General features: G+C 62.8%; 24 protein-coding genes. 15 read left to right on the forward strand and 9 right to left on the reverse strand.

The window, feature by feature from the left end:
• Nucleotides 1–29 precede the first annotated feature (29 nt).
• The 11 genes from QBK88_RS01810 to QBK88_RS01860 all read left to right on the forward strand — a co-directional run bounded on the left by QBK88_RS01810 (nucleotide 30) and on the right by QBK88_RS01860 (nucleotide 10,840).
• The gene (locus QBK88_RS01810) at nucleotides 30–1,064 is read left to right on the forward strand and encodes an ABC transporter substrate-binding protein (protein WP_268147832.1); all 1,035 of its coding nucleotides are present in this window, start codon (nucleotides 30–32) and stop codon (nucleotides 1,062–1,064) included.
• A 65-nt stretch (nucleotides 1,065–1,129) separates the two neighbouring features.
• Nucleotides 1,130–2,377: an ABC transporter permease gene (locus tag QBK88_RS01815; RefSeq protein ID WP_277960661.1), complete on the forward strand. Its 1,248-nt coding sequence runs from the start codon at nucleotides 1,130–1,132 to the stop codon at nucleotides 2,375–2,377.
• A gap of 13 nt (nucleotides 2,378–2,390) precedes the next feature.
• Nucleotides 2,391–3,215 (forward strand): ABC transporter permease, encoded by an 825-nt coding sequence (locus tag QBK88_RS01820; RefSeq protein ID WP_268147836.1) that lies wholly within the window; start codon nucleotides 2,391–2,393, stop codon nucleotides 3,213–3,215.
• 105 nt (nucleotides 3,216–3,320) lie between these two features.
• Entirely contained in the window at nucleotides 3,321–4,469 is a 1,149-nt protein-coding gene (locus QBK88_RS01825) for an iron-containing alcohol dehydrogenase (protein WP_277960662.1), read from the forward strand.
• 89 nt (nucleotides 4,470–4,558) lie between these two features.
• Nucleotides 4,559–5,233: a ribulose-phosphate 3-epimerase gene (gene rpe / locus QBK88_RS01830; RefSeq protein WP_277960663.1), complete on the forward strand. Its 675-nt coding sequence runs from the start codon at nucleotides 4,559–4,561 to the stop codon at nucleotides 5,231–5,233.
• On the forward strand, nucleotides 5,230–6,045 hold the full coding sequence (locus QBK88_RS01835; RefSeq protein ID WP_277960664.1) for a phosphoglycolate phosphatase: 816 nt from the start codon (nucleotides 5,230–5,232) through the stop codon (nucleotides 6,043–6,045). Before rpe ends, QBK88_RS01835 begins: the two co-directional genes overlap by 4 nt.
• 72 nt (nucleotides 6,046–6,117) lie before the next feature.
• Nucleotides 6,118–7,608, forward strand: coding sequence for an anthranilate synthase component I (gene trpE / locus QBK88_RS01840; RefSeq protein WP_277960665.1), 1,491 nt, complete (start codon nucleotides 6,118–6,120; stop codon nucleotides 7,606–7,608).
• A gap of 11 nt (nucleotides 7,609–7,619) precedes the next feature.
• Complete coding sequence (locus tag QBK88_RS01845; RefSeq protein ID WP_277960666.1) at nucleotides 7,620–8,219, forward strand: aminodeoxychorismate/anthranilate synthase component II; 600 nt, start codon at nucleotides 7,620–7,622, stop codon at nucleotides 8,217–8,219.
• Nucleotides 8,220–8,228: 9 nt separating this feature from the next.
• Complete coding sequence (trpD, locus tag QBK88_RS01850; RefSeq protein ID WP_277960667.1) at nucleotides 8,229–9,278, forward strand: anthranilate phosphoribosyltransferase; 1,050 nt, start codon at nucleotides 8,229–8,231, stop codon at nucleotides 9,276–9,278.
• The gene (gene trpC / locus QBK88_RS01855; RefSeq protein ID WP_277960668.1) at nucleotides 9,275–10,090 is read left to right on the forward strand and encodes an indole-3-glycerol phosphate synthase TrpC; all 816 of its coding nucleotides are present in this window, start codon (nucleotides 9,275–9,277) and stop codon (nucleotides 10,088–10,090) included. The genes trpD and trpC overlap by 4 nt, the downstream gene beginning before the upstream one ends.
• Before the next feature lie 45 nt (nucleotides 10,091–10,135).
• On the forward strand, nucleotides 10,136–10,840 hold the full coding sequence (locus tag QBK88_RS01860) for a lipoyl protein ligase domain-containing protein (protein ID WP_277960669.1): 705 nt from the start codon (nucleotides 10,136–10,138) through the stop codon (nucleotides 10,838–10,840).
• On the opposite strand, the gene crp is transcribed toward QBK88_RS01860, so the two are convergent.
• Nucleotides 10,837–11,475, reverse strand: coding sequence for a cAMP-activated global transcriptional regulator CRP (gene crp, locus QBK88_RS01865; RefSeq protein ID WP_277960670.1), 639 nt, complete (start codon nucleotides 11,473–11,475; stop codon nucleotides 10,837–10,839). The two genes, QBK88_RS01860 and crp, sit on opposite strands and share 4 nt — an antisense overlap.
• 212 nt (nucleotides 11,476–11,687) lie before the next feature.
• On the opposite strand from crp, the gene QBK88_RS01870 reads away from it, so the two are divergent.
• A complete protein-coding gene (locus QBK88_RS01870; RefSeq protein WP_008365263.1) occupies nucleotides 11,688–12,110 on the forward strand; it encodes an OsmC family protein in 423 nt (140 codons plus the stop codon).
• Between the two features lie 59 nt (nucleotides 12,111–12,169).
• On the opposite strand, the gene coq7 is transcribed toward QBK88_RS01870, so the two are convergent.
• From coq7 to hemJ, 6 genes are all read right to left on the reverse strand, one after another.
• On the reverse strand, nucleotides 12,170–12,817 hold the full coding sequence (coq7, locus tag QBK88_RS01875; RefSeq protein WP_277960671.1) for a 2-polyprenyl-3-methyl-6-methoxy-1,4-benzoquinone monooxygenase: 648 nt from the start codon (nucleotides 12,815–12,817) through the stop codon (nucleotides 12,170–12,172).
• Between the two features lie 184 nt (nucleotides 12,818–13,001).
• Nucleotides 13,002–13,340, reverse strand: coding sequence for a histidine triad nucleotide-binding protein (locus QBK88_RS01880; RefSeq protein WP_268147860.1), 339 nt, complete (start codon nucleotides 13,338–13,340; stop codon nucleotides 13,002–13,004).
• 71 nt (nucleotides 13,341–13,411) lie between these two features.
• Complete coding sequence (locus QBK88_RS01885) at nucleotides 13,412–14,185, reverse strand: SDR family NAD(P)-dependent oxidoreductase (RefSeq protein ID WP_277960672.1); 774 nt, start codon at nucleotides 14,183–14,185, stop codon at nucleotides 13,412–13,414.
• 110 nt (nucleotides 14,186–14,295) lie between these two features.
• Complete coding sequence (locus tag QBK88_RS01890; RefSeq protein ID WP_277960673.1) at nucleotides 14,296–15,084, reverse strand: DUF805 domain-containing protein; 789 nt, start codon at nucleotides 15,082–15,084, stop codon at nucleotides 14,296–14,298.
• Nucleotides 15,085–15,115: 31 nt separating this feature from the next.
• Nucleotides 15,116–16,075 (reverse strand): NAD(P)H-dependent flavin oxidoreductase, encoded by a 960-nt coding sequence (locus QBK88_RS01895; protein ID WP_277960674.1) that lies wholly within the window; start codon nucleotides 16,073–16,075, stop codon nucleotides 15,116–15,118.
• Nucleotides 16,076–16,108: 33 nt separating this feature from the next.
• Nucleotides 16,109–16,534, reverse strand: a complete 426-nt coding sequence (hemJ, locus tag QBK88_RS01900) for a protoporphyrinogen oxidase HemJ (RefSeq protein WP_277960691.1) — start codon at nucleotides 16,532–16,534, stop codon at nucleotides 16,109–16,111.
• A 138-nt stretch (nucleotides 16,535–16,672) separates the two neighbouring features.
• On the opposite strand from hemJ, the gene argC reads away from it, so the two are divergent.
• Together argC and erpA are read left to right on the forward strand one after the other, a co-directional pair.
• A complete protein-coding gene (gene argC / locus QBK88_RS01905) occupies nucleotides 16,673–17,707 on the forward strand; it encodes an N-acetyl-gamma-glutamyl-phosphate reductase (RefSeq protein WP_277960675.1) in 1,035 nt (344 codons plus the stop codon).
• Between the two features lie 112 nt (nucleotides 17,708–17,819).
• The gene (gene erpA, locus QBK88_RS01910) at nucleotides 17,820–18,170 is read left to right on the forward strand and encodes an iron-sulfur cluster insertion protein ErpA (protein WP_158153258.1); all 351 of its coding nucleotides are present in this window, start codon (nucleotides 17,820–17,822) and stop codon (nucleotides 18,168–18,170) included.
• A 61-nt stretch (nucleotides 18,171–18,231) separates the two neighbouring features.
• On the opposite strand, the gene QBK88_RS01915 is transcribed toward erpA, so the two are convergent.
• Nucleotides 18,232–19,323 (reverse strand): anhydro-N-acetylmuramic acid kinase, encoded by a 1,092-nt coding sequence (locus QBK88_RS01915; protein ID WP_277960676.1) that lies wholly within the window; start codon nucleotides 19,321–19,323, stop codon nucleotides 18,232–18,234.
• Between the two features lie 3 nt (nucleotides 19,324–19,326).
• The gene (locus QBK88_RS01920; protein WP_277960677.1) at nucleotides 19,327–20,769 is read right to left on the reverse strand and encodes a peptidoglycan DD-metalloendopeptidase family protein; all 1,443 of its coding nucleotides are present in this window, start codon (nucleotides 20,767–20,769) and stop codon (nucleotides 19,327–19,329) included.
• 210 nt (nucleotides 20,770–20,979) lie between these two features.
• On the opposite strand from QBK88_RS01920, the gene tyrS reads away from it, so the two are divergent.
• Complete coding sequence (tyrS, locus tag QBK88_RS01925) at nucleotides 20,980–22,179, forward strand: tyrosine--tRNA ligase (protein ID WP_277960678.1); 1,200 nt, start codon at nucleotides 20,980–20,982, stop codon at nucleotides 22,177–22,179.
• Nucleotides 22,180–22,661: the final 482 nt, after the last annotated feature.

Consider the following 22,661-nt stretch of genomic DNA (forward strand, 5'->3'; position numbering starts at 1 on the left):
CCAACCCTGCACTGTGGAGAAACGCATAAATGCTCAAGCACTTGAAGTTCACCGCCCTGGCACTGGGCCTGATGGGCGCGGGCCAGGCCATGGCGGCGGCCGACCTGACCCTGGTCTCCTTCGGTGGCGCCAACAAGGCGGCCCAGGAGAAAGCCTTCTACCAGCCGTGGGAAAAGTCCGGGCAAGGCAAAATCGTCGCCGGTGAATACAACGGTGAGATGGCCAAGGTCAAAGCCATGGTCGACACCAAGAGTGTGTCCTGGGACCTGGTGGAGGTGGAGTCACCGGAACTGGCCCGTGGCTGTGACGAGGGGATGTTCGAACAGCTTGACCCGAAACTGTTCGGCAATGAATCCGACTACGTGAAGGGCGCCATTCAGCCCTGCGGCGTGGGCTTCTTCGTGTGGTCCACCGTACTGGCCTACAACGCCGACAAACTCAAGACCGCACCGACCAGTTGGGCCGATTTCTGGGACGTGAAGAAATTCCCCGGCAAGCGCGGGCTGCGCAAAGGCGCCAAATACACCCTGGAATTCGCCTTGATGGCCGATGGCGTGGCGCCCAAGGATGTGTACAAGGTGCTGGGCACCAAGGAAGGCCAGGACCGCGCCTTCAAGAAGCTCGACGAGCTCAAGCCCAGCATTCAGTGGTGGGAAGCCGGCGCCCAGCCGCCGCAGTACCTGGCCTCCGGTGACGTGGTGATGAGCTCGGCCTACAACGGCCGCATCGCTGCCGTGCAGAAGGAAAGCAACCTCAAGGTGGTGTGGAACGGCGGCGTGTATGACTTCGACGCCTGGGCCATTCCCAAGGGCGCCAAGAATGCCGAGGAAGCGAAGAAGTTCATCGCCTACTCGGTCAAGCCGCAGCAGCAGAAGGTCTTCTCCGAGAACATTGCTTATGGCCCGGCCAACAGCCAGGCGGTACCGCTGCTCGACAAGGGCATTTTGAAAGACATGCCTACCACCCCGGAGAACATCGCCAACCAGGTGCAGATCGACGTGGGCTTCTGGGCTGACAACGGCGAGCAACTGGAACAGCGCTTCAACGCCTGGGCCGCCAAGTAACCCCATGCAGGCGGCGCGCCACCCCCGGTGGCGCGCCTTGAGTTCAAAGATTCGCGGAGTAGACCATGGCCCTTGCAGTGCCCCTCAAAGAGGTCGCCAGCCCTAACCTGAAACAGCGCCTGGCCCGTGCCGAGCGGTTCAACCGCCTCAAGGCCCAGGCCTTGATCGCGCCGCTGGTGCTGTTTCTGCTGCTGGTGTTTCTGGTGCCCATCGCTGTGCTGCTCTACAAGAGCGTCGGCAACCCGGAAGTGGTGGAAGGCTTGCCGCGTACCGTCGTTGCCGTGAAGGCCTGGGATGGCAAGAGCCTGCCGGACGAGGCCGCGTACAAGGCCCTGAGCGATGACCTGGTGGATGCGCGCAAGAACCAGACCCTGGGCGATCTGTCCAAACGCCTGAACATGGAACTGGCCGGTTACCGCAGCCTGCTGTCGAAAACCGCCCGTGCCATGCCCTTCACGCCTGAGCCGGCCTCTTATAAAGAAGCGCTGCAAAGCCTCGACGAACGCTGGGGTGACCCTGCCTACTGGCAGGCGATCCGTCGCAACACCAGCAATGTCACCCCCTATTACCTGCTCGCGGCCGTTGACCACCGTATCGACGACCTCGGCGAAGTGGCCCCGGCTACCCCGGACCAGGCCATTTACCTGGACATCTTCGCCCGTACCTTCTGGATGGGCCTGGTGATCACGGTCATCTGCCTGTTGCTGGCCTACCCCTTGGCGTACCTGCTGGCCAACCTGCCAGCGCGCCAGAGCAACCTGCTGATGATCATGGTGCTGTTGCCGTTCTGGACCTCGATCCTGGTACGGGTAGCCGCCTGGATCGTACTGTTGCAGTCCGGTGGCCTGATCAACAGCGCGCTGATGGCCATGGGCGTCATCGACAAGCCACTCGAACTGGTGTTCAACCGCACTGGCGTGTACATCTCCATGGTGCACATTCTGCTGCCCTTCATGATCCTGCCGATCTACAGCGTGATGAAAGGCATTTCGCCCACCTATATGCGCGCGGCGATCTCACTGGGTTGCCACCCCTTCGCCAGTTTCTGGCGCGTCTACTTCCCGCAGACCTACGCGGGTGTTGGGGCTGGCTGCCTGCTGGTGTTCATCCTGGCCATCGGCTACTACATCACCCCGGCGCTGCTGGGCAGCCCCAACGACCAGATGGTCAGCTACTTCGTGGCCTTCTACACCAACACCAGCATCAACTGGGGAATGGCCACCGCGCTGGGCGGCCTGTTGCTGCTGGCCACCGTGCTGCTTTACCTGGTGTACAGCAAACTGGTCGGCGCCAGCCGCCTGCGCCTGAGCTGAGGAGATTCGGAAAATGCTGAGCCCTTACATGTCGCCCGTGGAGCGGGTGTGGTTCTACAGCCTGCGCATTCTGTGCGGCCTGATCCTGCTGTTCCTGATCCTGCCGGTGCTGGTGATAATTCCGTTATCGTTCAACTCCGGCAGTTTTCTGGTGTACCCATTGCAGGGCTTCTCGCTGCACTGGTACCAGGACTTCTTCGCTTCTGCGGAGTGGATGCGCGCGCTCACCAACAGCATCATTGTCGCCCCGGCGGCCACGGTGCTGGCCATGGTCTTCGGTACATTGGCCGCCATCGGCCTGACCCGCGGCGATTTTCCCGGCAAATCGCTGGTGATGGCCCTGGTGATCTCGCCCATGGTGGTGCCAGTGGTCATCATCGGCGTGGCCAGTTATCTGTTCTTTGCGCCGCTGGGGTTGGGCAACAGCTTCACTTCATTGATTCTGGTGCATGCGGTGCTGGGCGTGCCCTTCGTGATCATCACGGTGTCAGCGACCCTGCAGGGCTTCAACCACAACCTGGTGCGCGCCGCGGCCAGCCTGGGGGCCTCGCCACTGACCGCGTTCCGGCGGGTGACCCTGCCGTTGATTGCACCCGGTGTGATCAGCGGTGCGTTGTTTGCCTTCGCCACCTCGTTCGACGAGGTGGTGGTGACCCTGTTCCTGGCCGGCCCCGAGCAGGCCACCTTGCCCCGGCAGATGTTCAGCGGCATCCGCGAGAACCTGAGCCCTACCATTGCCGCGGCTGCCACCTTGCTGATCGCCTTTTCGGTGGTGCTGTTGCTCACCCTGGAGTGGCTGCGCGGGCGCAGCGAGAAGTTGCGCACAGCCCAGGCCTGATCGCCGGTACGTGATTGGCGGTTATCAACGGGGCCAATGATCCTTCATTGGCCCGCACCCTTGGCTAGTCTGAATGCAGCCCTTGTCCGAAAAAAGGCCGCATTCATGACCCTTTCTGCCTTCAAGATCGCCAACAAGCTGCTCACCGGCGCAGGCGCCATCGAGCAGTTGGACAGCGAACTGACCCGCCTCGATGTGCACAACCCATTGATCGTCACCGATGCAGTGCTGGTGCAGTCCGGCACCGTGGCCATCGCGCTGGCGCAACTGGGTGGGCGCCGCCATGGCCTCTTCGACCGCGTGCAGCCCGAGCCCGAGATTGCCATCGTCGAGGACTGCATGAGCGTGTATCGCGAGGGCGGTCATGACGGGCTGGTCGGGGTAGGGGGCGGCAGTGCCCTTGATATCGCCAAGAGCGTCGCGGCCTATGCCGGGCATGACGGGCCCTTGGCCGCGCTGTTCGGTGTGGGCCTGGTGGCGCGCAAGGGGCCGCCTTTGATCGCCATTCCCACCACGGCCGGCACGGGGTCGGAGGTGACCAACGTGGCGATACTGTCCGACAAGCAGGCGCACCTGAAGAAGGGAATCGTCAGCGATTACCTGCTGCCGGACGTCGCGCTGGTCAGCCCGCAGATGACCCTGACCTGCCCGCGCAGTGTCACCGCCGCCAGCGGTGTCGACGCATTGGTGCATGCCATCGAGTCCTATATCTCGGTCAACGCCTCGCCCATTACCGACTCCCTGGCGCTGGGGGCCATCAAGCTGATCGTTCGGGCCTTGCCCAAGGCCTACGCCAACCCTTCCAACCTGCAGGCCCGCGAAGACATGGCCACTGCCAGCCTCATGGCCGGCATGGCGTTCGGCAACGCCGGGGTAGGGGCGGTGCATGCGCTGGCCTATCCATTGGGGGGGCGGTTCAACATCGCCCATGGGGTAAGCAATGCCCTGTTGCTGCCTTATGTCATGGCCTGGAACAAGATCGCCTGCCTGGAGCGGTTCCGCGATATCGCCGTGGCCATGGGGCTACAGGTGGCGCAGCTGTCGGACCAGCAGGCGGCCGATGCGGCGGTCGAGGCCATGGTGCAGTTGTGCGCCACCGTCGAGATTCCCAAGGGCATGCGCAGCTTCGGCGTGCCCGAGGACGCCATCCCGGCCATGGCCGCCGAGGCTTGCGGCATTGACCGGCTGATGCGTAACAACCCGCGCAAGCTCAGCGCCAGGGACATCGAGCAGATCTACCGCAGTGCTTACTGACCACCGCTGGTGGTCGACCTCGCCACCCCCATTCCGACAAGCTGAGGTACAATGCGCGCCACCGTGATTCCAGCCCAGAAAGGTGCGTCATGCAGCCCTTTGCAATTGCTCCGTCCATTCTCTCCGCAGATTTCGCCCGTCTGGGCGAGGAAGTCGACAATGTCCTGGCCGCTGGCGCCGACATCATTCACTTCGATGTCATGGACAACCACTATGTGCCCAACCTGACCATCGGCCCGATGGTCTGCGCCGCACTGCGCAAGTACGGCATCACCGCGCCCATCGACGCACACCTGATGGTCAGCCCGGTGGACCGCATCATCGGCGACTTCGCCGAAGCCGGTGCCAGCTTCATCACGTTCCACCCCGAAGCCACCCTGCACGTCGACCGTTCGCTGCAACTGATCCGTGACAGCGGCTGCAAGGCCGGCCTGGTGTTCAACCCGGCCACGCCCCTGGACGTGCTCAAGTACGTGATGGACAAGGTCGACATGGTGCTGCTGATGAGCGTCAACCCAGGTTTCGGCGGCCAGAAGTTCATTCCCCACACCCTCGACAAGTTGCGCGAAGCCCGCGCCCTCATCGATGCCAGTGGCCTGGACATTCGCCTGGAAATCGACGGCGGCGTGAACGTGAACAACATTCGCGAAATCGCCCTGGCAGGCGCCGATACCTTCGTTGCCGGCTCGGCGATCTTCAACGCCCCGAACTACAAGGAAGTCATCGACAAGATGCGCTCCGAACTGGCGCTGGCCCGTTCATGAGCGGCTTCGAGCAGCGGGTTCAGGCCAAGCTGCCACGGCTGGTGATGTTCGATCTGGACGGTACCCTGATCGACTCCGTCCCCGACCTGGCCGCGGCCCTGGACGCTACGCTGCTCAAGCTCGGCCGTGCCCCGGCAGGCCTGGAGGCCGCGCGCACTTATGTCGGCAACGGCGTGCGGGTACTGGTGCGCCGCGGCCTGGCCGGCAGCCTCGACCACACCGGCGTGGGCGAGGTGGAAACCGACCAGGCGCTGGCGGTGTTCATGGATGCCTACAGTGGCGGCCATGCCCTGACCAAGGTCTACCCCGGCGTGCGCGAGAGCCTCAAGTGGCTGCAGAAACGCGGCGTCGAGATGGCCCTGATCACCAACAAGCCGGAACAGTTCGTCGCGCCGCTGCTCGATGAAATGAAACTGGGCCGTTTCTTCCGCTGGATCATCGGTGGTGACACCTTGCCCCAGCAGAAGCCCGACCCGGCCGCGCTGTTGCAAGTGATGCGCATGGCCGGCGTGGAGCCGGCCGATGCCCTGTTCGTCGGTGACTCGCGCAACGATGTGCTGGCTGCCAGGGCCGCCGGTGTGCGCTGCATCGCCCTGAGCTATGGCTACAACCATGGCCGGCCCATTGCCGAAGAGTCGCCGGCAGTGGTCATTGACAATTTCAGCGACCTGATCAGTTGCTTAGATCCAGCGGCTGAGATAACGTTGGGGGCTAGTACACCTTCCCCTCGCAGAGATTCCATCGTGGTGGTCACTCGCAAACTCTGGATGAAAGTCATCAAGGCCCTGGCCCGCTGGCGTTGGCGCGCCTGACTTTTACCTGGCCGGCCTTGCCGGCGCGTTTGCATACCTGACCGTTTTGCCCCTCATGCCACGAGGCTGATCATGATCCGTGAAGAATTTCTGCGCTTGGCCGCTGCCGGCTACAACCGCATTCCGCTTGCCCGCGAAACCCTGGCCGACTTCGATACCCCGCTGTCGATCTACCTGAAACTGGCCGACGCGCCCAACTCCTATCTGCTGGAGTCGGTGCAGGGCGGCGAGAAATGGGGCCGTTACTCGATCATCGGCCTGCCGTGCCGCACCGTGCTGCGTGTGCACGAGCACGAGGTGGTGATTACCCGCGATGGCGCGGAGGTGGAACGCCACGACCACGTCGAAGACCCGCTGGCTTTCGTCGAGGCTTTCAAGGCCCGCTACAACGTACCGACCATCCCCGGCCTGCCGCGCTTCAACGGCGGCCTGGTGGGCTATTTCGGTTACGATTGTGTGCGCTACGTCGAGAAACGCCTGGGCAAATGCCCCAATCCCGACCCCATCGGCGTGCCGGATATTCTGCTGATGGTGTCCGATGCCGTGGTGGTGTTCGACAACCTGGCCGGCAAGATGCACGCCATTGTACTGGCAGACCCGGCCCAGGCCGGCGCCTACGAGCAGGGCCAGGCGCAACTGGATGCCCTGATGGACAAGCTGCGCCAGCCGATCGCGCCGCGCCGCGGCCTGGAGCTTGACCGCCCGCCGGCGGCCGAGCCCGCGTTCCGCTCCAGCTTCACCCAGGAAGACTTCGAGCGGGGTGTGAACACCATCAAGGAGTACATCCTGGCCGGTGACTGCATGCAGGTGGTGCCGTCCCAGCGCATGTCCATCGAATTCAAGGCAGCGCCCATCGATCTGTACCGGGCCCTGCGCTGCTTCAACCCGACGCCGTACATGTATTTCTTCAACTTCGGCGACTTCCACGTGGTGGGCAGTTCGCCGGAAGTGCTGGTGCGCGTCGAAGACAACGAGATCACCGTGCGCCCCATCGCCGGTACCCGCCCGCGCGGTGCCAACGAGGAGGCCGACCTGGCGCTGGAGCAGGACCTGCTCAGCGACAAGAAGGAACTGGCCGAGCACTTGATGCTGATCGACCTGGGCCGCAATGACACGGGCCGGGTATCGGAGATTGGCTCGGTGAAGCTCACCGAGAAAATGGTCATCGAGCGCTATTCCAACGTGATGCACATCGTCTCCAATGTCACCGGCCAGCTGAAAAGCGGGCTGACCGCCATGGACGCCCTGCGTGCCATCCTGCCGGCCGGTACCCTGTCCGGGGCGCCGAAGATCCGGGCCATGGAAATCATCGACGAACTGGAACCGGTCAAGCGCGGTGTTTATGGCGGCGCGGTCGGCTACTTTGCCTGGAACGGCAACATGGACACGGCGATCGCCATTCGCACTGCCGTGATCAAGGGCGGTGAACTGCACGTTCAGGCCGGTGCCGGCATTGTCGCCGACTCGGTGCCAGCCCTTGAGTGGGAGGAAACCCTGAACAAGCGCCGCGCGATGTTTCGTGCCGTGGCGCTGGCCGAACAAACCTCCCCGAAAGACGCCTGAGGAAGCAGACCATGTTGCTGATGATCGACAATTACGACTCCTTTACCTACAACGTCGTGCAGTACCTCGGTGAGCTGGGCGCGGAGGTGAAAGTGGTGCGCAACGATGAGGTGACCATCGCCGATATCGAGGCCATGAACCCCGAGCGCATCGTGGTTTCCCCCGGCCCGTGCACGCCAAGCGAAGCAGGTGTGTCCATCGAAGCCATCCGGTATTTTGCCGGCAAACTGCCTATTCTGGGCGTGTGCCTGGGCCACCAGTCCATCGGCCAGGCATTTGGCGGTGACGTGGTGCGCGCCCGCGTGGCCATGCACGGCAAGACCAGCCCCCTGGTTCACGAAGACAAGGGCGTGTTCGAAGGCCTCAACCACCCGTTGACCGTCACCCGTTACCACTCGCTGGTGGTCAAGCGCGAAACCCTGCCTGATTGCCTGGAACTGACCGCCTGGACCGCCAACGACGACGGCTCGGTGGACGAGATCATGGGCCTGCGCCACAAGACCCTGAATGTGGAAGGGGTGCAATTTCACCCGGAGTCGATTCTTTCCGAGCAGGGCCACGAGCTGTTCGCCAACTTTCTCAAGCAGACCGGCGGCACCCGTCAGGCCTAAGGAACCATCATGGATATCAAGAGCGCGCTGAACCGCATCGTCGGTCAGCTGGACCTGAGCACCGATGAGATGCGCGATGTGATGCGCGAGATCATGACCGGGCAATGCACTGAAGCGCAGATCGGTGCCTTCCTGATGGGCATGCGCATGAAGAGCGAGAGCATCGACGAAATCGTCGGCGCGGTCTCGGTCATGCGCGAGCTGGCGGATCGGGTGGAACTCAAGACCCTGGACGGCGTGGTCGATATCGTCGGTACCGGCGGCGACGGCGCCAACATCTTCAACGTGTCCACGGCGTCCTCCTTTGTCATCGCCGCGGCGGGTTGCACCGTGGCCAAGCACGGCAACCGCGCGGTATCGGGCAAGAGCGGCAGCGCCGACCTGCTGGAAGCCGCCGGCGTGTACCTGAACCTGACGCCCGTGCAAGTGGCGCGCTGCATCGACAGCGTGGGGATCGGCTTCATGTTTGCCCAGGCGCACCATGGGGCCATGAAACATGCCGCGGGGCCGCGTCGCGACCTGGGCCTGCGCACCCTGTTCAACATGGTCGGCCCGCTGACCAACCCCGCAGGCGTCAAGCACCAGGTGGTTGGGGTGTTCAACCAGGCCTTGTGCCGGCCGCTGGCGGAAGTGTTGCACCGCCTGGGCAGCAAACATGTACTGGTGGTGCATTCCAAGGATGGCCTGGATGAGTTCAGCCTGGCGGCACCTACCTTTGTCGCCGAACTGAAGAACGGCGAGATCAGCGAGTATTGGGTCGAACCCGAAGACCTGGGCCTCAAGAGCCAAAGCCTCTATGGCCTGGCGGTGGAAAGCCCGAAAGCGTCGCTGGAGCTGATCCGCGATGCCCTGGGCAAGCGCAAGACCGAACACGGCCAGAAAGCCGCCGAGATGATCATCCTCAATGCTGGCGCCGCACTGTACGCCGCTGACCATGCCTCTTCGCTCAAGGAAGGCGTGGCACTGGCCCACGACGCGCTGCACACTGGGCTCGCCCGCGAGAAGCTCGAAGAGCTGGGTGCCTTTACCGCCGTATTCAAGCAGGAGAATGAAGGATGAGTGTGCCGACGGTTCTGGAAAACATTCTGGCCCGCAAGGCCCAGGAAGTCGCCGAGCGCTTGCAGCGGGTCAGCTTCGCCGAACTGGAGCGCCTGGCCGCTAGCGCCGACGCACCGCGAGGCTTCGCCAAGGCACTGATCGACCAGGCGGCTACCAAGCACCCGGCGGTCATTGCTGAAATCAAGAAAGCATCGCCAAGCAAGGGCGTGATCCGCGAACACTTCGTGCCTGCCGAGATTGCCCAGAGCTACGAGAAGGGCGGGGCGACCTGCCTGTCGGTGCTCACCGATATCGACTACTTCCAGGGCGCCGACGCCTATCTGCAACAGGCCCGCGCCGCGTGCAGCCTGCCAGTGATCCGCAAGGACTTCATGGTCGACCCTTACCAGATCGTCGAGTCGCGCGCCCTGGGCGCCGACTGCGTGTTGCTGATCGTTGCCGCGCTGGACGATGTGAAAATGGCCGAGCTGGAAGCGGCAGCGTTCGGCGTGGGGCTGGACGTGCTGGTGGAGGTCCACAATGGCGAGGAGCTGGAGCGCGCGCTCAAGCACCTGAAGTCGCCGCTGCTTGGGGTGAACAACCGCAACCTGCACAATTTCGAAGTCAGCCTGGAGAACACCCTCGACCTGTTGCCGCTGATCCCGCGGGATCGCCTGGTGGTAACGGAAAGCGGCATTCTCAACCGGGCCGACGTCGAGTTGATGGAAATCAGCGAAGTCTATTCCTTCCTGGTGGGCGAAGCGTTCATGCGCGCCGAGCACCCGGGCGACGAACTGCAACGTCTGTTCTTCCCGGAACGCGTACAGGCCTGACAGTTCGGTCACTGACCTCTCTGTGGGCGCTGCAGGAGATTTGAAATGGCTGTTGCCCTGCGTCTCGACACCCAGGCTGGCCTGCAGGCTGAACAGGACCTGCTCGCCGCCGTCTGCCGTGGTGAGCAATCCGACGGACTGCTGTTCTGGCAGTCCACCGACCAGACCCTGGTCATGCCCCGGCGCCTCAACCGCCAACCCGGCTTCGAAGCGGCCTGCGCGGTTTCGGCGCAAGCCGGGTGGCCGGTGTTGCTGCGCGAAACCGGTGGCGAGCCGGTGCCGCAATCGGCAGCGACCCTCAACGTGGCACTGGTTTACGTGGCACCGCGCAGCGAAGGCGACCAGAACCGCATCGAAACCGCGTACCAGCGCTTGTGCCAACCCCTTTGCGACGTGGTCAAGGAGCTCGGCGGCGACGCTTCACTGGGAGAAGTGCCCGGGGCTTTCTGTGACGGCCGCTATAACGTCAACATTGATGGCCGCAAATGGGTCGGTACCGCACAGCGCTGGCGTCAGGGCTTGAGTGGCACCCGGCCGGTAGTGTTGGTACATGGGGCGATGCTGATGGACAACGAGCGCGAGCCGATGGTGGCAGCGGTCAACCGCTTCAACCAGGCCTGCGGCCTGCCCCAGCGCTGCGAGGCTGCCAGCCATATCGCCCTGAACGAGCGTTTCGCCGCGCCACTGGTACTGGAGCGGCTGACCCAGGCCTATCAGCAGTTGTTGGCCGAGGTTCGCAGCAAGGGCTAACGGGTACCGAAGACCACCATGGTCTTGCCCTTCACGTTGACCAGGTTGCGCTCTTCAAGATCCTTGAGTACACGCCCGACCATTTCCCGCGAGCAACCGACGATACGGCCTATTTCCTGGCGGGTGATCTTGATCTGCATGCCGTCGGGGTGGGTCATGGCATCGGGTTGCTTGCACAGCTCCAGCAAGCAGCGCGCTACACGCCCGGTTACGTCGAAGAAGGCCAGGTCACCCACCTTGCGGGTGGTATCACGCAGGCGCTGGGCCATCTGGGTGCCTAGCGCGAGCATGATTTCCGGGTGCTGCAGTGCCACTTCGCGGAATTTTCCATAACCGATCTCGGCCACCTCGCACTCGGTCTTGGCCCTTACCCAGGCACTGCGCTCGTGGTCATGGCCGGGGGAGTCGAACAGCCCCAGTTCACCAAAGAAGTCCCCGGTATTGAGGTAGGCGATGATCATCTCGCGGCCATCTTCGTCCTCGATGAGGATAGTGACCGAGCCCTTGATGATGTACGACAGGGTTTCGGAGCGGTCGCCGGCGCAGATGATATTGCTCTTGGCGCCATAGCGGCGACGCTGGCAGTGCGCCAGGAGTTTATCGATGTTCTGTATCGGCTGGGTGAGAGCAACCATGGCTGGATCCCGGGGCAAGACAATCAACGGCAAAGTGTATTTTTTAGGACACTGGACATTGGCGCCAGTGATTTGGCGCCAGCTTATCAGACACCCGTTTTGTGTATCGGGGAATTTACTGATCACCTTATCGGCAGGCATCGGCGTGGCTACAGGGCTTATGCAAGAGCCTGTGCTAAGCTGGCGGCCTTTTTTACAGTGGAGTCCTGGTGATGAAGGCACGTATCCAGTGGGCAGGCGAAGCCATGTTTCTTGGCGAGTCGGGCAGCGGTCATGTGGTGGTGATGGACGGCCCGCCCGAGAGCGGCGGCCGCAACCTGGGTGTGCGCCCCATGGAGATGTTGCTGTTGGGCCTGGGTGGCTGCAGCAACTTCGACGTGGTCAGCATCCTGAAGAAATCCCGCCAGCCGGTGGAAAGCTGTGAAGCTTTTCTGGAAGCCGAGCGCGCCACCGAGGACCCCAAGGTGTTCACCAAGATCCACCTGCACTTCGTGGTCAAGGGCCGTGGTCTGAAAGAAGCCCAGGTCAAGCGTGCGGTCGAGCTGTCGGCGGAAAAATACTGCTCGGCCTCGATCATGCTGGGCCGTGCCGGCGTGGAAATCACCCATGACTACGAGATCATCGAACTGGGTTGATCCACGGCAGGCATGAAAAAAGGGACCCTGGGGTCCCTTTTTCGTGGCTCGCACCCTGGTCAGATCCGGTAGGTACTCTTGGTCATGACCTTGGCCAGCAGGCTCATGCCGAATTTCACCGGCGCCGGGAAGCGGAAACCGCCGGCGTCCAGCGCGGATTCGGCGTGTTGTTCCTCATCGATACGCATCTGCTCCAGAATGGCGCGGGACTTGGCGTCCTCGGCCGGCAACTGTTCCAGATGTTCATTGAGGTGTTTGCACACCTGGTCTTCGGTTGCCGCGACGAAGCCCAGGCTCACCCGGTCGCTGACCAGGCCGGCGACTGCGCCGATGCCGAACGACATGCCGTAGAACAGCGGGTTGAGCACGCTGGGGTGGCTGCCCAGCTGGCGGATACGTTGCTCGCACCACGCCAGGTGGTCCACTTCTTCCTCGGCGGCATGTTCCATGGCCTTGCGCACCTGCGGCAGCTTGGCCGTCAGGGCCTGGCCCTGGTACAGCGCCTGGGCGCACACTTCACCGGTGTGGTTGATGCGCATCAGGCCAGCGACGTGGCGGGTTTCGTCTTCGCTGAGGGTGGGGTCCGGCTGGACGATGGCCGGTGACGGCCGCGACGGCTGACCGCTGAAAGGCAGCAGTGTGCGCATGGCCGTATCGGCCTGCAGCAGCAGTCGGTCGAGGGGGGAGTAGTGACGTTCGGTAGCCATTGGGCACCTCCGGATAGAATCACGGCCTGCAGTTTAACTCAAACCGCGGGCTAGAGCCTGCCTGTGAGACCGGGCGAAGCTCGGGAACAAAAGCGACGCGGTGATCCAGGCACATTGCGTCGCTCTTTTCCCGAGCTTCGCCCGGTCCCGCAACAACGTGAAAGCCGCGGTCTCTGGCGTTGAGTCAGCCCGGCGGCCAGTGCAACTGGCGCTGGCCAAGCACATGCATGTGAATGTGGTAGACCGTCTGGCCACCTAGCTCGTTGCAGTTCATCACCACGCGGAAGCCTTCTTCACACCCCAGCTCCTTGGCCAGGCGTTGGGCGGTGAACAGAATGTGACCGGCCAGGCCCTTGTCTTCCTCGGTGAGGTCGTTGAGGGTGCGGATCGGCTTTTTCGGGATCACCAGAAAGTGTACCGGTGCCTGGGGCGCGATATCGTGGAAGGCCAGAACCTGGTCGTCTTCGTAGATGATCTTGGCAGGTATTTCCCTGTTGATGATCTTGGTGAACAGAGTATCCACAACGGTTTCTCCATGTTTGACGTCGGGCACGAGTGTACTCACGCCTGCGGCCCGCGCCCAGCGTTGAATGCTCAGCGGGGGCGGTAGGCCAGGTTGATGGCGCCGGCCAGCTTGCGTACCAGCCAGCGCGAACCGAGGCGCGCGCCGTAGGCAAGCAGGCGGTTGCGCCGGCCGGGGACGATGACTGCGCGGTTGCGGGCCAGCGCGCGCACGGTGTATAGCGCCACTTCTTCAGGGCTGAGCACGCGCTGGCTGTTGGCCAGACGCTCGATCACCCGCTGCGATGAGCGCACCGGGCCTGGGCACAGCACCGATACTTTCACCCCGGACTGGCGCAGTTCTTCGCGCAAGCCTTCGGAAAAACTCAGCACGTAGGCCTTGCTGGCTGCGTAATTGCTCATCCAGGGCCCAGGCTGGAACGCCGCCAGCGAAGCGACATTGAGGATCTGCCCGCCGCCGTGCACGGCCATGGCATTGCCGATCACATGGCACAGCCGCGCCAGGGCGAGGATATTGACCTCTATCAGGTCCTGCTCCTGCATCCAGTCCTGGGCCAGGAAGTGCCCATAAGAGCGCAGCCCTGCGCAGTTGATCAGCAAGTCGATATGCCGGTCGCTTTCTTCCAGTTCCAGCAGGAACCCGGAAATGCGCAGTGGCTCGCTCAGATCACAGGCACGGAACAGCACTTCGACACCGAAGCGTTGGGTCAGCTCACTGGCGACGGCCTCCAGGGCGTCGCGCTGGCGCGCCACCAGTATCAGGTTGCGGCCACGCCGGGCCAGGGCCTCGGCCAATGCCAGGCCCAGGCCTCTGGAAGCGCCAGTGATCATGGCGTAACGGGTCATGCGGTTCTCCATACGAACGCCCCTGGCCCCGCCTCTTCGATGAGGCGCAGCGCAGGGGCGTTTTTCATGGGCGCTAGTCTACCGTGCGGCGCGCGGTTGTGCTGGTTCCCTTACAGCGCCGCCGAGTGCCGGGCTACCGAGGACAGGCCGCCGCTCACGCCCGCGAAGAACATCAGCACCAGGAATAACACCCAAAGCCAGGCCAGTACCTTGACGGCCTTGCTGTTGGGCGGGGCAGGCGGGCCATATTGGTTGGTGCCAGGGTTGCCGGGCACTGCCATCACCACCAGGGGGAAGATACTGCCCACGAACGGTACCAGGTTGAGCAGCCACATCCAGCCGGTCCAGCCGGCGTCGTGCAGGCGTTGCACGCCGATCTGCACGTTGATGGTCATGAACGCGGCCAGGGCTATCGCGCCCACGCCGATCCCCAGCGGCTTGGAGATCGTCAGCAGGGTGACGCACACCAGGCTTGCCAGGCAGGCGCAGAGCAGCAGCGCCATGGACCAGCCCAGGTAGCGTACCCGGCCGATGCGGCCTTGGATGGTCATGACTTTCAGTGGGCCGTACACGGCGACAGTCGGGGTAATGTCCGACTGTGGCGGGGCGTAGGGCGAATAGGCCGGCTCGGGCACTGGCTCGACCTTCTCCAGGCTCAGTTCCAGCGGTGCTTCCTCTTCCAGGCGCGCCTGGACGCCGGCCTTGTGCAGAGCATCCAGATACTTTTGCGCGGTGTCCTGGGACAGGTTGCGCTTGAGCGCCACCTTGTGGCCCGTGAACAGTTTTTCCACCGCCTCCAGGTCGCTGCGAAACAGCTGGGCCAGGTTGGCCTTGGCTGTAGCCAGGTCGACGCCGGGCAGGGGGCTGCCGTCGAAGACGATCTTGAACAGTGTTGTCATGCGGGCGTCCTTGTCTGGGTAGGCCGGTGTATCAACGCGGCCAGTAATCGGGGAGGCGGTTGGCCAGTACCAGTGCCTTGCGGTATTCGTTGTCCAGGCGGGCGATAAGTTCATCGGCACTGGGCAGGTCATTGATTTCACCGACGCCCTGGCCGGCCGACCAGATGGTCTTCCATGCCTTGGCTTCGTCGTCGATCGGTTTGAGCCTGGCCTGGGTCCCGGCGCTGGCAAGGGTAGCCGCGTCGAAACCTGCATCCTCCAGGCTCTTGCGCATGAAGCTGGCAGGCACCCCCGATACCGCGGGCGTAAGGATGATATCAGCGGCTCTGGAGGCCAGCAGCATTTCCTTGTAGGCATCCGGAGCATGGCTTTCCTGGCAGGCGATGAAGCGCGTGCCCAGATAGGCCAGGTCGGCGCCCAACAACTGCGCGGCGAGGATCTCCCGGCCATGGTTGATGCTGCCGGCCAACAGCAGGGTCTTGTCGAAGAACTGGCGTATTTCGGCGATCAGGGCAAAGGGGCTCAAGGTGCCCGCATGGCCACCGGCGCCGGCAGCTACCGCGATCAACCCGTCGACACCGGCCTGGGCGGCTTTTTCAGCATGGCGGCGGGTGGTGACGTCATGAAACACCAGGCCGCCATAGCTGTGCACGGCATCCACCACCTCTTTCACTGCGCCCAGGCTGGTGATGACGATGGGTACCTTGTGTTCGATGCAGATCGCCAGGTCGGCTTCCAGGCGCGGGTTGCTGTTGTGCACAATCAGGTTGACCGCGTAGGGCGCTGGTTTGTCGAGCAGGGCCAGCCCACCCTCGATTTCTTCCAGCCAGGCCTTGAAGCCGGCGCTGTCGCGCTGGTTCAACGCGGGAAAGCTGCCCACCACGCCGTTGCGGCAGCAGGCCAGCACCAGTTGCGGGTTGGAGATGAGAAACATCGGCGCTGCCACCACGGGCAGGCGCAGGCGTTGGTCCAGCAGCGGGGGCAGCGACATAACGGTATTTTTCGCCTCTGTGGTTGTATGACCTTAGAACGGCTTCACCACGACCAGAATTACGATAGCCAGCAAAAACAGCACCGGCACCTCATTGAACCAGCGATAAAAGACATGCGAGCGGGTGTTTTCGCCACGGGCAAATCGTTTCACCTGCGCCCCGCACATATGATGGTAGCCAATCAGCAGCACCACCAGAGTGAGTTTTGCGTGCAGCCAGCCTTGGGTCAGGTAGCCAGGGATGAGGTAGACCAGCCAGGCGCCGAACACCAGGGTCGCGATCATCGAAGGGCCCATGATGCCGCGGTACAGCTTGCGCTCCATGACGATGAAACGCTGCTTGCCGACCTCGTCTTCACTGCTGGCGTGGTAGACGAAGAGGCGGGGCAGGTAGAACAGCCCGGCGAACCAGCAGACGATGCTGACGATGTGCAAGGCTTTGATCCAGAGATAGAGCATTTTCATTGGTTTCCAGGTTCACGGTAGCCCGATAGTAGTGCCCCGGGGCGCCACACGTCACCTCAACGGTTGTTAGCGCATGCGCTGGGCCCGTATTATCAGCGGTTTCCTAGTCGGTTCGTTGAAAGGGGCAGGTATATGGTCAAGGTCGGTATCGTCGGCGGCACGGGTTACACCGGGGTCGAGCTGCTGCGTCTGTTGGCAACCCATCCACAGGCAGAAGTGGCGGTCATCACCTCGCGTTCCGAAGCGGGCGTGCCAGTGGCCGACATGTACCCCAACCTGCGCGGTCATTACGATGGCCTGGCGTTCAGCGTGCCAGACGTGAAAACCCTGGGCGCCTGTGACGTGGTGTTCTTCGCCACCCCCCACGGTGTGGCGCACTCCCTGGCTGGCGAACTGCTGGCGGCGGGCACCAAGGTCATCGACCTCTCTGCCGACTTCCGCCTGCAGGATGCTGATGAATGGGCGAAATGGTACGGCCAGCCACACGGCGCGCCGCAATTGCTCAAGGACGCGGTCTACGGCCTGCCTGAAGTGAACCGCGAGCAGATCCGCAGCGCACGCCTGATCGCCGTGCCGGGTTGCTACCCCACCGCTACCCAATTGGGTTTTCTGCCGCTGCTGGAAGCCGGCCTGGCCGATAATTCGCGCCTGATCGCCGATTGCAAGTCCGGTGTCAGTGGCGCCGGCCGTGGTGCCAGCGTGGGTTCGCTGTTCTGCGAAGCGGGCGAAAGCATGAAAGCCTATTCGGTCAAGGGCCACCGCCACCTGCCGGAAATCACCCAGGGCCTGCGTCGTGCTGCCGGGGGCGATGTGGGTTTGACCTTCGTGCCGCACCTCACGCCGATGATCCGTGGTATCCATTCCACGCTCTATGCCACCGTGGTGGATAAGGCTGTCGACCTGCAGGCGCTCTTCGAGAAGCGCTATGCCGACGAACCGTTCGTCGACGTCATGCCCGCCGGCAGCCACCCGGAAACCCGCAGCGTGCGGGGTGCCAATGTGTGCCGCATCGCCGTGCATCGCCCGCAAGGCGGTGATCTGGTGGTAGTACTGTCGGTCATCGACAACCTGGTCAAGGGTGCTTCCGGCCAGGCCGTGCAGAACCTCAACATCCTGTTCGGCCTCGACGAGCGCCTGGGCCTGGCCCACGCCGGCATGTTGCCGTAACCACGACAGTGCGCTGGCGCCGGCCAGCGCACAATTGTTGACCATTTTTCTGGGAGAAGCGGATAATGGCGCCATTGAGTTTTATGGCGGCTTACGCCGGGAGAGAGTCAGCATGAGCGTCGAATCCTTCACACCCACGGCTTTGCAATTCACCCACGGTGCCGCGCACAAGGTGAAGACCCTGGTCGATGAGGAAGGCAATGATCGTCTGAAACTGCGGGTTTTCGTGACCGGTGGTGGTTGCTCCGGCTTCCAGTACGGTTTCACCTTCGATGAAGACGTGGCCGACGACGACACCATCGTCGAGCGCGAGGGCGTCAGCCTGGTGGTTGACCCGATGAGCTTCCAGTACCTGGCAGGCGCCGAGGTGGATTATCAGGAGGGGCTGGAGGGTTCACGTTTCGTGATCAACAACCCTAACGCGTCCACTACCTGCGGTTGCGGTCAGTCGTTCTCGATCTGACCCTTCGGGATGACGAGACACGGAACGCCGCGCAATCGCGCGGCGTTCTGCCGTCTGGGGTTCAAGCAGGATAAATCGCGCCCAGTACCCGCAAGCCGCGAGCACCCGTCACGCTAGGCCTGTTGGTAGCGATACCTTCAAGGCAGCAATGCGCCAGCCAGGCAAACGCCATGGCCTCCATCCAGTCAGGATCGATGCCACGGCTGTCGGTGCTGGCCACCCGTGTGCCTGGCAACAGCTGCGCCAGGCGTTGCATCAGTGCGCCGTTATGCGCCCCGCCACCGCACACCAGCAGTTCATCGGTGTGTGGTTGTGCGTGGCGCAACGATTCGATGATGGTACGTGCAGTCAGCTCCAGCAGCGTCGCCTGAACGTCCGCCTCGGCAATGACCGGCAACCTGGCCAGATGGCCTCGCAGCCAAGGCAGGTTGAAGACTTCGCGGCCGGTGCTCTTCGGCCCTTTGCCGGCGAAAAACGGGTCACTCAGCAATTCGTCCAGCAGCCTGGCGTGCACCGTGCCACTTGCCGCCCAGGCGCCGTCGCGGTCGAAATGCAGGCCCTGGCGGTCATGTATCCAGGCATCGAGCAACACGTTGCCAGGCCCGCAGTCGAAGCCGCTCACCGGTTGCCCGGCATCGATAAGGCTGAGGTTGCTGAAGCCACCCACGTTCAATACCGCCAGGTGCTCGCCAATCCCTGCGAACAGCGAGTCATGGAAGGCGGGTACCAACGGCGCGCCCTGGCCGCCTGCCGCCACATCGCGACGGCGGAAATCACCCACGGTGGTAATGCCGGTCAACTCGGCCAGGAGCGCCGGGTTGCCGATCTGCACCGTGAAGCCACGGGTGGGCTCATGGCGCACGGTCTGGCCGTGGCTGCCTGTGGCGCGGATATCGGAAGGGCTGAGGCCTTGCTGCTGCAACAAGGCGTTGACGCCCTGGGCCGCCAGCGTCGCCCATTGGTTTTCGGCCAGGGCAGCCCGGGCTATCTCGTCCGGGCCGCTGGCGCACAGGGCAAGCAGTTCGCTGCGCAGGCCCGCAGGCATGGGCACATAATGGCTGGCTACCAGGCGCAATGCAGCGCCCTGTTCCACCAGCGCAATGTCCAGCCCATCGAGGCTGGTCCCGGACATCACACCGATATACAGGGCCATGTCTTACTTCTTGCTCGCGACCATGGTGGATTTCTCCTGGTCCATTTGCGCCATCAACGGTTGGGCTGTCTGCATGAAGCGCGCCTTCTCGTTGCGGGCGATCGGATCGGCCATCGGCAGTTTCTGACCCAGGGGGTCGACATGCACGCCGTTGACCTGGAACTCATAGTGCACGTGGGGGCCAGTGGACAGTCCGGTAGTGCCGATGTAGCCGATCACCTGGCCCTGCTTGACCACGGAGCCGGCGTGAATACCCTTGGCGAAGCCCTGCATGTGCCCGTACAGGGTCTTGTAGGTCTTGCCATGGGCGATGATGACCGTGTTGCCGTAACCACCACGACGCCCGGCCAGTTCCACCTTGCCGTCGCCAGTGGCCTTGATCGGCGTGCCGCGTGGGGCGGCGTAGTCGACGCCCTGGTGGGCGCGGATCTTGTTCAGAATAGGGTGGAAGCGGCCTACCGAGAAGCGCGAGCTGATGCGGGCGAAGTCCACGGGCGAGCGCACGAAAGCCTTGCGCATGCTGTTGCCTTCGGCGGTGTAGTAGTTGGTGGTGCCCAGCTTGTTGGTATAGCGCACCGCGGTGTAGGTCTTGCCGCGGTTGGTGAAGCGCGCGGCCAGGATGTTGCCGGTACCGATCACCTTGCCATTGAGCACTTTCTGCTCGTACATCACATCGAACACGTCACCCTGGCGGATATCCTGGGCGAAGTCGACGTCGTAGTTGAAGATGTTGACCAGGTCCATCACCTGGTTGTGGGACAGCCCGGCACGCTGGCCGGACAGTGACAGGGAGTTCTTGATCACGCCGTGGGCATAGGCCTCGCGCATGACCGGCTTGATGACATCGCGGTTGAAGGCAAAGCCCTTGGCGCCGCGCACCAGGCGGATGGTCTCGGTGTTGCTCAGTTTGGTGTGCAGGCTGGTCAGCTGGCCTTCGGGGCTGATCTCGAACTCCAGCACCTGACCGTTCTTGAGCTGCGCGAACTGTTTGGCCTGCTTGTCACTGGCCAGTACTTCCTGCGCTGCCGTGGCGGGCAGGCCGGCTTCGTCGAACAGCTTGGACAGGGTATCGCCCTTGCGCACGGTGACTTCGCGGTGGCCCGGCGCCTTCTTGGCGGTATCGTCGGCCGCGGCGACCGGCTCGGGTTTGGTGGCCGGGGTGTCCTGGGCCGTGTCCTTGTCCTGGTCGTCTTCGTTGTCTATCTGGGCAAAAGGCGCAGGTACCGCGGGGTCCTCGCCCAGGTCAGTGGCCGGGGCGTCCTTCTGGGCCTGCTTGAGCTGGTCGGCCGGCGTCTCCATTTCCAGCGGGGTAGAGGTGCGTTTGGCTTCCACTTCGCTGGAAGGAAACACCAGCAGGGCAAGGCTGAGAAGGGCGGCGATGCCGCTTGCGGCCAACAGGTGGCTCTTCGGATAAAGCGGGGGCGCTTTAGGCGGTTCGCTGGTCATAGGTAATTTGACTTTGAAAAAGATGAAATGGAAAAGATGAATGACATGATAAAGATGAAATAACTGTATAAAATATAACCAAATCCTTTCCAAAGCAAGCTCGCAGACGCCACGACCCAGCCCTGGGGTCACACGCAAGTCAAAAACTTGTAATTGGTGCCTGATCTTGTATGGTTGGTTCCCTTTGAATCTAAGCCTTGCGGGTCGGTTATGAAGTCGGTTGAAGAGCAGCTAGCGCTGATCAAACGTGGTGCGGAAGAGGTACTGGTCGAGTCCGAACTGGTCGAGAAGCTCAAGCGCGGGCAGCCGCTGCGCATCAAGGCTGGCTTCGACCCTACGGCGCCTGACCTGCACCTTGGTCACACGGTGCTTATTAATAAGCTGCGCCAGTTCCAGGAGCTGGGGCACCACGTGATCTTCCTGATCGGTGACTTCACCGGCCTGATCGGTGACCCTAGCGGCAAGAGCGCCACCCGCCCGCCGCTGACCCGTGATCAGGTACTGGCCAACGCCGAGACCTACAAGGCACAGGTGTTCAAGATCCTCGACCCGGCCAAGACCGAGGTGGCGTTCAACTCCACTTGGATGGACGCCATGTCGCCGGCCGACTTCATTCGCCTGTCCTCGCAGTACACCGTGGCGCGCATGCTTGAGCGCGATGACTTTGACAAGCGCTACAAGGCCAACCAGTCCATCGCCATCCACGAGTTCCTCTATCCGCTGGTGCAGGGCTACGACTCCGTGGCCTTGAAGGCCGACGTGGAGCTGGGGGGGACCGATCAGAAGTTCAACCTGCTGATGGGCCGCGAGTTGCAGCGCGCCTACGGCCAGGAAGCGCAGAACATCGTGACCATGCCGCTGCTGGAAGGCCTGGACGGCGTGAAGAAGATGTCCAAGTCGCTGGGCAACTACGTCGGCATCCAGGAAGCGCCGGGCGTGATGTACAGCAAGCTGGTGTCCATTCCTGATCCGCTGATGTGGCGTTACTTCGAGCTGCTGAGCTTCCGCTCCATGGACGAGATCAACGGCTTCAAGGCTGACGTCGAGGTAGGCGCCAACCCGCGTGACATCAAGATCAAGCTCGCCGAAGAGATCGTGGCGCGTTTCCACGGCGAAGAAGCGGCTGCCAATGCCCACCGTGCCGCGGGCAACCGGATGAAGGATGGCGAGCTGCCGGACGACCTGCCGGAAATCGAGATCGCCGCGGGGGAGGACATGCCGATCGCTGCTGTCCTTAATAAGGCAGGCCTGGTGAAGAACTCTGCGGCGGCACGTGATCTGCTGGCGGCGGGTAGTGTGCGTGTTGATGGCGAGGTGGTCGATCGTGGGTTTGTCTTTGCGGTTGGGGCGACTCATGTGTGCCAGGCTGGCAAGAAGGCGTTCGCGCGGATCAGCTTGAAGCAGGAGTGAGGTTGGGGGCTCTTTGAGCTTTTGACTGTTGAGAAGGGCAGGCCGGCAGGTCTGCCCTTTTTGTTTGTATAAAGGTGGGGGGGGGGGGCGTCAGGTGTTTGTCGGGAGATTACGTAAGGGCTGCCAGGTGTAGGGCTCTGGCTTTCCGGCGTTCTCAAGACCGAGCGCCGCCCGCGCGGCGCGTTCGCGAGCAAGCTCTGCTCCAACATGCTGGGACGTCACCGCGACCGCCTTATTGCACCGCCACAGATCTCCAGCGAACAAACAAAGCGGCCCAGGTAATGGCACAGGCATAACTGGCCCGAAACAAACGGGTAGCACCGGCCGTTAGGCCGGGTCGCGCCGCGCGGGCGGCGCTCGATCTCAAGAACGCCAGAAGCATCAAGGCAGGCACTTGGCGGCCTTGATACGGTGCCAAGCGGGGAAGCTTTTGATCTTTATGACAATTTGTTGAAATCAATGCTTGACGGCCCCTCAGATCT

It is taken from the genome of Pseudomonas sp. RIT-To-2 (assembly GCF_029623465.1).
Classification (GTDB): Bacteria; Pseudomonadota; Gammaproteobacteria; order Pseudomonadales; family Pseudomonadaceae; genus Aquipseudomonas; species Aquipseudomonas silvicola.